This is a genomic window from Lacisediminimonas sp. (assembly GCF_030645335.1).
GTDB lineage: Bacteria > Pseudomonadota > Gammaproteobacteria > Burkholderiales > Burkholderiaceae_D > Lacisediminimonas.
The window spans coordinates 1-9,671 of record NZ_JAUSNH010000020.1; the positions used below are offsets into that span (position 1 = coordinate 1).

Here is a 9,671-nt window from a genome sequence, read left to right on the forward strand (position 1 = left end):
GGTCGATGTATCGACCGCCGCGCAATGCACGCTCGGCGGCATGGCCGGGAATAATTCCTGCGGCTCGCGCTCGATCGCCTACGGCAACATGGTGCACAACGTGGTCGCCATCGACGCCATCCTTGCTGACGGCAGCGAAGCCACCTTCAATGACGAGAGCGCGATGCTGGCGCTGCATGCGCCGGGCACCCGCATGGGCGATCTGGTACGCCGCCTGCGCATGATCGGCGAACGCGAACGCGACGAGATCGAACGCAGGGTGCCCAAGGTCATGCGCCGTGTCGGCGGCTACAACATCGATGTGTTTCATCCGCAAAGCGAACTGCCCTACACCGCCGATGGCAGTGTGAACCTGTCGCACTTGCTGGTCGGCAGCGAAGGCACCCTGGCCTATACCCGCGCGCTGACGCTCAAGCTGTCGCCGCTGCCCACACAAAAGACGCTGGGCGTGGTGAACTTCCCGAGCTTCTACCAGGCCATGGACAGCGCCCGCCACATCGTCAAGCTGGGTCCCGCCGCAGTTGAACTGGTGGACCGCACCATGATCGACCTGGCGCGCAGCAACCCGGCATTCCGTCCAGTGGTGGACGGCGCCCTGATCGGCGCGCCGGAGGCGATCCTGCTGGTTGAATTCGCCGGCGACAATCGTGACGAGCAACTGCGCTCGCTGGCCGCACTGGTGGACCTGATGGCGCAGCTCGGCCTGCCCGGGTCCGTGGTCGAAATGACCGACGCCAACCAGCAAAAGCAATTATGGGAAGTACGCAAGGCCGGCCTGAACATCATGATGAGCATGCGTGGCGACGGCAAGCCGGTGTCCTTCATCGAAGACTGCGCGGTACCGCTGGAGCACCTGGCCGAATACACCAGCCGCCTGACCGAGGTGTTCCACAAGCACGGCACACGCGGCACCTGGTATGCGCACGCATCGGTGGGCACGCTGCATGTGCGGCCGATACTGAACATGCGCGACGATGGCGCCGGCAAGATGCGCGCCATCGCCGAAGAAGCGGCGCTGCTGGTGCGCCAGTTCAAGGGCGCATTTTCCGGCGAGCATGGCGACGGCCTGGTGCGCAGCGAATGGGTCGGCTGGCAATTCGGCGAGCGCCTGACGCACGCGTTCGAAGAGATCAAGGACTTGTTCGACGCCGATGGCCTGATGAATCCGGGCAAGATCGTGCGCACCACCCGCATGGACGAGCGTTCGCTGATGCGTTACAAGCCGGGCTACCGGCCGCAAGCGCTGTCAACCGGCTACGACTGGAGCGCATGGAATGTCCAGGTCGATCCGGTCAGCGGAAAGAGCACCGCGCCAGGTGCGGGCGGCGACCCGGCCGGCGGCTTTGCCAAAGCCATCGACATGTGCAACAACAACGGCCATTGCCGCAAGTTCGATGCCGGCACGATGTGTCCGAGCTACCGTGTCACGCAGGATGAGCAGCACCTCACGCGCGGCCGCGCCAATACCCTGCGACTGGCATTGTCGGGACAGCTGGGCGCGGAGACGCTGGCTTCCGACGAAGTCGCCGCTTCGCTGGACCTGTGCGTCAGTTGCAAGGGCTGCAAGCGCGACTGTCCGACCGGGGTCGACATGGCGCGCATGAAAACAGAAGTGCTGTACCAGCGCCAGAAGAAGCACGGCCTGCGCTTTGCGGACCAGCTGGTGGCGAGCTTGCCGCAGTGGGCGCCGTGGGCGGCGCGGCTGCACTGGCTGCTCAACTTGCGGGACGCCTTGCCAGGTGCGGCCCGGCTATCCGAAAAACTGCTGGGATTTTCTGCACGACGCTCACTGCCGGTATGGCGTGCCCAAACCTTTCTGGGCAATGCCGTTGGCACTGCAGAGTCGGCCGTGGCGGCGGCGGGTGAAGTCGTGCTGCTGGCCGACACGTTCAACAATTACTTTGACCCGGAAAACCTGCACGCCGCGCAACGTGTACTGCAAGCTGCCGGATATCGGGTGCACCTGGCCAAAGCACCGGCGGCCGACGCCGGATCGGCACGCCCGCTTTGCTGCGGCCGCACTTATCTCGCCGCCGGACTGCTGGACGAAGCCAAACGCGAAGCGCGCCGGGTGATTGCTGCGCTTGCGCCCTACCTCGAACGCGGTGTGCCGGTGGTGGGGCTGGAGCCGTCCTGCCTGCTGACACTGCGCGATGAATACCTGGCGATGGGACTCGGCGACGCGGCGGAAAAGCTCGCCGCGCATGCCTTCCTGTTTGAAGAATTCCTGGCGCGCGAACTGACTGCCGGCCGGCTCAGCCTCGATCTGAAGCCGCTGGCGCAAAAACACGCGCTGCTGCATGGACACTGCCATCAGAAAGCCTTCGATGCGCTCACGCCGGTTCAAAAAATCCTGGGCCTGGTGCCGGACTTGAAAGTGTCCCTGGTCGAATCGAGTTGTTGCGGCATGGCCGGAAGCTTCGGCTACGAGGCAAGACATTACGCGGTATCGATGCAGATGGCCGAACTGGCGCTGCTGCCTGCGGTACGCCGGACAGATGCTGATACGCTGATCGTTGCGGATGGAACCAGCTGCCGCCACCAGATTGCCGATGGCGCCCAGCGCGAGGCGCTGCATGTGGCAAGGGTGCTGGCGTTGGCGCTACGCTAGGCGGGCTGGCCGCCAGCGCAAGTCGCTAGCGGCGCAGCAAGTCGAGGATATCTTCCAGCTCGTTGCGAATCGCGATGGTATCGATATCCAGCGGCGGCAAGGCCAGCGCGTCGCTTGCCGACACCTGCGCGTCGTGGCCGTTGCGGCTTTCAAGCTTGTTGCGCGCGCCGCTGATCGTGAAGCCCTGCTCGTACAGCAGTTCGCGGATGCGGCGGATCAGCAAGACTTCATGATGCTGGTAGTAGCGACGGTTACCGCGCCGCTTGACCGGCTTTAGCTGGGCAAATTCCTGCTCCCAGTAACGCAGCACGTGCGGTTTGACGCCGCACAGTTCGCTGACTTCGCCAATCGTGAAATAGCGCTTGGCAGGAATGGGCGGCAATACGACCGGCTCTGGCTTGCTGATGGCGCGCTCGTTCATGGAAGATCAATCAGGCGACCTGGGCAGCCGACGGATGCCCGGTCTGTTCCACCATGCTCTTGAGCTTCTGACTGGCGTGGAAGGTCACGACCCGTCGAGCAGTGATCGGAATCTCTTCGCCGGTTTTTGGATTGCGGCCGGGACGTTGCGGCTTGTCGCGCAACTGGAAATTGCCGAAGCCGGAAAGCTTGACGGCTTCACCGGATTCGAGCGCCTTGCGTATCTCGTCGAAAAAAGTCTCGACCATGTCCTTGGCTTCGCGCTTGTTCAGGCCGACTTGCTCAAACAACAACTCTGCGAGTTCGGCCTTGGTCAGCGTGGGCAGTTCGTTCTCGGCCTTGCTGCGCTCCTGCGATTGCAGCATCGCACGATTAAGGTCAGCAGCCAGAACGGATTGCAGTTCGGCAGGGTTCACGTCATTCATGTCTGTTTCCCGGCCGGTCATGTGCGCAGTCTTGCGCCATGCTTGTTCTGGACTGCAGCAACGAAAGTGGCCATTGCTTCGTCTACTTTTGTGTCGCTCAGGGTAGCTTGAGTATCTTGCAGAGTAAATCGGAAAGCAAGGCTTTTTTCGTCGGTTTCCAGACCCTTTCCCCGATATTCATCAAATAAAACAAGGCCTTGCAAAATCGCGCAAGCTGGTGATGCGACCTTGGCCGCCATCAGCGTATCGATCACATCGCCCGCCGCAACATGTTGCCTGACAACCAGCGCCAGGTCGCGCAGGACCACCGGAAACTTCGATATTTCCTGGTTCGCAGGCAACGGGCGCAACTGGGCCGCAGCAGCGTCAACTTCGAACAACACCGGCGCGAATGGCAACTCGCCCTGCTGTTGCCAGCGGGGATGCAATTCGCCGATGAAGCCAATCTCATTGCCGTCGAGCAGGACCTGTGCCGAGCGTCCCGGATGCAGGGCCGGATGCTGGCAGGGGCGGAAATGCAACACGCGCGGCGCAAACAATGCTTCGAGGTCGGCTTTCAGGTCGTAGTAGTCGGCATTGCGAACCGGCTGGCCCCATTGCTCTTCCGCCACCGGACCATACGCCACGGCGCCGATGCGCTTGGGCTGGCGGAAGCCGGCCACTGACAGCGGACCATCCGGGCCCGCTTCGTCGCGCAAATACACTGCGGCGATTTCAAAGGCCCGGATACGGCTGGTCTTGCGGTTCAGGTTGTACTTCACGTTGGCCAGCAGGCTGCCCACCAGGTTCGAGCGCATCACGCTCATCTGGCTGGCGATCGGGTTCTGCAAGCGGATCGGATTCGCATTGCCGGCGAAATCGCGTTCCCATGCTTCGTCAACGAAGCTGAAGTTCACCACTTCCTGGTAGTCCAGGTCGGCCAGCTGCCGCCGCAGCGTGAACAGCGAGCGCTGGTTCTCCGGGGCGATGTGCATCGGGCTGGCAGCAACCGGTGGCAACGCAGGTATGTTCTCGAAGCCGTAGACGCGGGCGACTTCCTCGATCAGGTCTTCCTCGATCTCGATATCGAAACGGTAGGACGGCGGGGTCACTGAAAATTCGCCGGGCTTGCGCTCGAAAGGCAGGCGCAGCCGCGTGAAGATATCGGCGATCTGGTCATCGGTGAGCGGCACACCGATCACTTTGACGGCGCGCGCAGAACGCAAGGTGACCGGCTTGCGCTGTGGCAGGTTGACGACCTGGTCGTCCACCGGGCCCACGACAGTCTGGCCGGGCTTGCCGCAGATATCGACGATCAATGCCGTGATGCGCTCGATATGCAGGACGGTGGTGCCATAGTCGACGCCGCGTTCAAAACGGTGCGCGGCATCGGTCGAAAAATTGTAGCGGCGGGCCCTGCCCTGCAAGGCTTGCGGCCACCAGAAGGCTGCCTCGAGGTAAATGTTTTGCGTATCGAGCGAAACCGCAGTGGCGTCGCCGCCCATGATGCCGGCCAGCGATTCAACCTGGCTTTCATCGGCGATCACACCGACCCAGTCATCGAGTTCGACGGTGGTGCCGTTCAACAGTTTCAGGCTCTCGCCCTTGCGTCCCCAGCGCACTTCCAAGCCGCCATGGATCTTGTCGAGGTCAAACACGTGGGTCGGCCGACCCAGTTCCAGCATCACATAGTTCGAGATGTCGACCAGCGCGGAAATCGAACGCTGGCCGCTGCGCTCCAGCCGCTGCTTCATCCAGGCCGGCGTTGCCGCCCGCGCGTCAAGGCCGCGGATGACGCGACCGGAAAACCGGCCGCACAAGTCCGGCGCCTTGATCGCCACCGCCAGCTTCTCGTCGCTATTGGTCGCCACCGGCGCGCAGGCTGGCTGGTTCAATGCCACACCGGTCAGCGCGGAAACCTCGCGCGCCACGCCCAGCACCGACAGGCAGTCGGCCTTGTTGGGCGTGAGCTTGATGGTGAACTTGCGGTCGTCGAGCTGGTAGTAGTCGCGGAAGTCCTGGCCAACCGGTGCGTCATCCGGCAGCGCCAGCAAGCCGCCGTGATCGTCCGACAGTTTCAATTCGCGCGCCGAGCAAAGCATGCCGTGCGACTCCACACCGCGCAACATGCCGATCCGGATCTCGAAGGGTTTGCCGTCATCGCCAGGCGGCAGGATCGCGCCAGGCAAGGCGCACGGGACTTTCATGCCGGGCGCGACATTGGGCGCGCCGCAAACGATGGCAAGCAGGGTCCCGGTGCCGACATCGACCTGGCACACATTCAGACGGTCGGCATTCGGGTGGCGGGCCACCTCGACCACGCGCGCCACCACCACATGGGTGAACGGCGGCGCGACCGGCTCCACCTCCTCCACCTCGAGGCCGGACATGGTCAACAAATGGGACAGCGCTTCCGAAGTCATCTCCGGATTGGCCATCGTACGCAGCCAGCTTTCAGAAAATTGCATAGTTGTCGCTCAATGCTTGTTGGGCTGTGACGCGCCGCCAGGGCATCTGGCCTGGCGGCGCTCGCTGCCGGTCAGTTCAGTTGAATTGCTTCAGGAAGCGCAGGTCGCCTTCGTAAAACAGGCGCAGGTCATTGATGCCATAGCGCAGCATCGTCAGGCGCTCCAGCCCGGAGCCGAACGCAAAGCCGATGTAGCGCTCGGGATCCAGGCCCATGTTCCGAATCACGGTCGGATGCACTTGTCCGGCGCCCGAGACTTCCAGCCAGCGCCCCTTCAGCGGGCCGCTGCCAAACGCAATGTCGATCTCTGCGGAGGGCTCGGTGAACGGGAAATACGAGGGCCGGAAACGCACTTGCAGATCGTCCGTTTCGAAGAACGCCCGCACGAAATTCAGGTACACGCCTTTCAGGTCGGCAAAACTGATGTTCTCGTCGATCCAGAGCCCTTCTACCTGATGGAACATCGGCGAATGGGTGGCATCGCTGTCGACGCGATATGTGCGGCCCGGTGCGATGACCTTGATCGGCGGCTGGTGCATGCGCGCATAGCGCACCTGCATCGGGCTGGTATGGGTACGCAGCAGCAGCGGCTTGCCGAGGGTATCGTTGTCGGCAATGTAAAAAGTGTCCTGCATCGAGCGCGCCGGATGATTCTCGGGGCTGTTCAATGCCGTGAAATTGGTCCAGTCGTTTTCAATCTCGGGGCCATCGGCGACGTCAAAGCCGATCGAGCCGAAAATCTGCTCGACCCGCTGCCACGAGCGCATCACCGGATGGATGCCGCCGACGCCGCGTCCGCGGCCAGGCAAGGTGACGTCGATTGCCTCGGCGCTCAGGCGCGCCTGCATCTGCGCGTCGGACAGGGCGTCGCGCGCGGCATTCAGGGCTGATTCGATCTGTTCCTTGGCGGCGTTGATCAGTGCGCCCTGGCGCTTGCGCTCATCCGGCGCCAACTTGCCCAGGCCCTTCATCTGTTCGGTAATCTGGCCGGTCTTGCCCAGGTAGCGAGCCTTGGCATTTTCCAGCGCAGCCGGATCGGGCGCGCCGGCAAAATCTTCTCGGGCCTGCTGTACGATATTTTCCAGGGAGTTCATGCTGGTTCGAGTTCGATGGATTCGGCGGGTTCGGCTGAGGCCGGGCCAAAGGGCCACGGCCAATGAAAAACGGGGCGCAGGGTCAAGACCCTCGCCCCGTTCATGTCACTGTTGAGCGACGTACTCAGGCAGCAGCGATATTGGCCTTGACCTGGTTGACAATCGCGGCGAACGCCGGCTTGTCGGACACAGCCAGTTCAGCCAGGACCTTGCGGTCGAGTTCGATCGAGGCTTTTTTCAGGCCATTCATGAACACGCTGTAAGTCATGCCATGTTCACGCGATGCTGCATTGATACGCGTGATCCACAGTGCACGGAACACACGCTTGCGGTTACGACGATCGCGATAGGCATACTGGCCAGCGCGCATGACCGCCTGTTTGGCGACCCGGTAAACTTTACTGCGACGGCCGCGATAACCCTTGGCTTGGTCGAGGACTTTCTTGTGACGGGCGCGTGCGGTTACCCCACGTTTAACTCTAGGCATAGTAGCTCCTTGTTATGTGAGGTTAGGCGAATGGCATCATTGCGCGCACCGACACCATATTGGTGTCATGCACACTGACGGATCCACGCAGATTACGTTTGGTCTTGGTGGTCTTCTTGGTGAGGATGTGGCGCTTGAATGCCTGTCCCCGCTTGATGGTTCCGCCCGGACGAACGCGGAAGCGCTTTTTGGCGCTGCTTTTGGTCTTCATTTTTGGCATGGCTGATACCTGCCCTTTCAGGCAGTTCCGTTTTTTATATGATTACAGGTGGCAACGAATCGTTGCACTTGGATGCCTGCACTCACTTGTCATGCAGCGGTTTCCCGCTGCTGCCAGTGCTGGCGGCTACTTCAGCCGCTGCAACTGTCTTTTTTCAGCGGGCCGGCCGATGCTGCTGCCGACCCTGCTGTAATGCTGTGTTCAACGACATCGTGCACGGATGGCTGAATTGCCTGCCACCTGCGCAGCGCTGCCTGTTACTTCTTTTTCTTGGGCGCCAGCACCATCACCATCTGGCGGCCTTCCATCTTGGGAAACTGCTCGACCTGGCCGTAGGGATCAAGGTCGGTACGCAATCGCTCCAACACACGCATGCCGATTTCCTGGTGCGCCATCTCGCGGCCGCGGAAACGCAGTGTGATCTTGGTCTTGTCACCCTCGTCGAGGAACTTGATCAGGTTGCGCAGCTTGATGTTGTAGTCACCATCGTCCGTACCGGGACGAAATTTGACTTCCTTCACCAAAATGACTTTCTGCTTGAGCTTGGCTTCGTGCGCCTTCTTCTGCTCCTGGTATTTGAACTTGCCATAGTCCATCAAGCGGGCGACCGGCGGTTGCGCAGTTGGCGCAATCTCGACCAAGTCCACGTTCGCTTCTTCAGCCAGGCGGAATGCATCTGCCAGGCTGACGATGCCCAAAGGTTCGTTTGTCACCGAGGAGAGGCGCAGTTGCGGCGCTGTGATCTCACCATTGATCCGATGCGATTTGTCAGTAGCTATTGTCGTTTCCTTTTAATATCAAATAATTAGGCCGTGCTCCCGCACGAAGGACTGATGTCTTAGCCCCTGGTGTCGACTTCATTCTGAAGCCGCTCAACCAGTTGCCCGATTGGCATGACGCCAAGATCGACATTGCCCCGTGCACGCACGGCCACCGTGTTCCCGTCCCGCTCCTTGTCGCCGATTACGACGATATAAGGCAGCTTCTGGACGGAATGCTCGCGTATTTTATAGGTTATTTTCTCGTTGCGCAAATCGGCGTGTACTCTAAACCCTTGTTTTTTCAGGGCTTGTGCAACCTCCAGCGCATAGTCTGCCTGCGCGTCCGAGATATTGAGCACGACGACTTGCAGCGGCGCCAGCCAAAGCGGCAGCGCCCCGGCATGGTTTTCGATCAACATGCCGATGAAACGTTCGAATGATCCCAGGATCGCGCGATGCAGCATGACCGGCGTACGGCGGCTGTTGTCTTCCGCCACATACTCGGCTTCCAGGCGGGACGGCATTGAAAAATCGACCTGTATCGTGCCGCATTGCCACATGCGGCCAATCGCATCCTTGAGTGTGTATTCGATCTTCGGGCCATAGAAAGCGCCTTCGCCGGGCGTGATCGTGTAGTCACAGCCGGAGCGCTTGAGCGATTCGATCAATGCGGTTTCCGCCTTGTCCCACAGATCGTCGGAGCCGACCCGCTTCTCGGGCCGGGTCGCGACCTTGTAGATCACTTCGGTAAAACCGAAGTCGTGATAGACCTTTTGCAGCAGCGCGGTAAAAGCGACGCACTCGTCGAGGATCTGGTCTTCGGTACAGAAAATATGGCCATCGTCCTGGGTAAAGCCGCGCACGCGCATCATCCCGTGCAGCGAACCGGACGGCTCGTTGCGGTGGCACTGGCCAAATTCGCCATAACGCAGCGGCAACTCGCGATACGAGTGCATGTTGGAGCGGAAGATCTGTACATGTCCCGGGCAATTCATCGGCTTTAACGCATAGGAGCGATTTTCCGATTCGGTGGTGAACATGTTTTCCTTGTAATTCTCCCAGTGGCCGGAGCGCTCCCACAGCACACGGTCCATCACCTGCGGCGTTTTCACCTCGCGATAGTCGGCTTCGGTCAGCAGACCACGCATGTATTGCTCGATGGCCTGCCAGATGACCCAGCCGTTGGCATGCCAGAACACCATGCCCG

The 9,671-nt window shown here is 61.1% G+C and carries 9 protein-coding genes; 1 reads left to right on the plus strand and 8 read right to left on the minus strand.

Annotated features, from left to right (window positions below):
* Positions 1-2,611 (plus strand): FAD-binding and (Fe-S)-binding domain-containing protein (locus Q7T64_RS01595; RefSeq protein WP_304790054.1); only part of this gene is annotated, 2,611 nt, incomplete at its 5' end.
* 25 nt (positions 2,612-2,636) lie between these two features.
* Here the strand turns inward: Q7T64_RS01595 and Q7T64_RS01600 are convergent.
* From Q7T64_RS01600 to thrS, 8 genes are all read right to left on the minus strand, one after another.
* Positions 2,637-3,032 (minus strand): MerR family transcriptional regulator, encoded by a 396-nt coding sequence (locus tag Q7T64_RS01600; RefSeq protein ID WP_304790058.1) that lies wholly within the window; start codon positions 3,030-3,032, stop codon positions 2,637-2,639.
* A 10-nt stretch (positions 3,033-3,042) separates the two neighbouring features.
* Complete coding sequence (locus Q7T64_RS01605; protein ID WP_304790061.1) at positions 3,043-3,456, minus strand: integration host factor subunit alpha; 414 nt, start codon at positions 3,454-3,456, stop codon at positions 3,043-3,045.
* Between the two features lie 17 nt (positions 3,457-3,473).
* On the minus strand, positions 3,474-5,903 hold the full coding sequence (pheT, locus tag Q7T64_RS01610; protein WP_304790064.1) for a phenylalanine--tRNA ligase subunit beta: 2,430 nt from the start codon (positions 5,901-5,903) through the stop codon (positions 3,474-3,476).
* A 76-nt stretch (positions 5,904-5,979) separates the two neighbouring features.
* Positions 5,980-6,996, minus strand: a complete 1,017-nt coding sequence (gene pheS / locus Q7T64_RS01615) for a phenylalanine--tRNA ligase subunit alpha (RefSeq protein ID WP_304790067.1) — start codon at positions 6,994-6,996, stop codon at positions 5,980-5,982.
* A 124-nt stretch (positions 6,997-7,120) separates the two neighbouring features.
* A complete protein-coding gene (gene rplT / locus Q7T64_RS01620; protein ID WP_304790070.1) occupies positions 7,121-7,483 on the minus strand; it encodes a 50S ribosomal protein L20 in 363 nt (120 codons plus the stop codon).
* Positions 7,484-7,505: 22 nt separating this feature from the next.
* Positions 7,506-7,703 carry a 50S ribosomal protein L35 gene (gene rpmI, locus Q7T64_RS01625; protein WP_304790074.1) on the minus strand — a complete coding sequence of 66 codons (198 nt, stop codon included), beginning with the start codon at positions 7,701-7,703 and terminating at the stop codon, positions 7,506-7,508.
* A gap of 257 nt (positions 7,704-7,960) precedes the next feature.
* Positions 7,961-8,482 carry a translation initiation factor IF-3 gene (gene infC / locus Q7T64_RS01630; protein ID WP_304790080.1) on the minus strand — a complete coding sequence of 174 codons (522 nt, stop codon included), beginning with the start codon at positions 8,480-8,482 and terminating at the stop codon, positions 7,961-7,963.
* Between the two features lie 59 nt (positions 8,483-8,541).
* On the minus strand, positions 8,542-9,671 hold a 1,130-nt coding region (thrS, locus tag Q7T64_RS01635), incomplete at its 5' end, for a threonine--tRNA ligase (RefSeq protein ID WP_304790077.1).

Excerpts from the sequence above, each read along its gene's own strand:
- rpmI (WP_304790074.1), bottom strand. The coding sequence starts at position 7,703 with ATGCCAAAAATGAAGACCAAAAGCAGCGCCAAAAAGCGCTTCCGCGTT.
- rplT (WP_304790070.1), bottom strand. The coding sequence starts at position 7,483 with ATGCCTAGAGTTAAACGTGGGGTAACCGCACGCGCCCGTCACAAGAAA.
- pheT (WP_304790064.1), bottom strand. The coding sequence starts at position 5,903 with ATGCAATTTTCTGAAAGCTGGCTGCGTACGATGGCCAATCCGGAGATG.
- Q7T64_RS01600 (WP_304790058.1), bottom strand. The coding sequence starts at position 3,032 with ATGAACGAGCGCGCCATCAGCAAGCCAGAGCCGGTCGTATTGCCGCCC.
- Q7T64_RS01605 (WP_304790061.1), bottom strand. The coding sequence starts at position 3,456 with ATGAATGACGTGAACCCTGCCGAACTGCAATCCGTTCTGGCTGCTGAC.
- pheS (WP_304790067.1), bottom strand. The coding sequence starts at position 6,996 with ATGAACTCCCTGGAAAATATCGTACAGCAGGCCCGAGAAGATTTTGCC.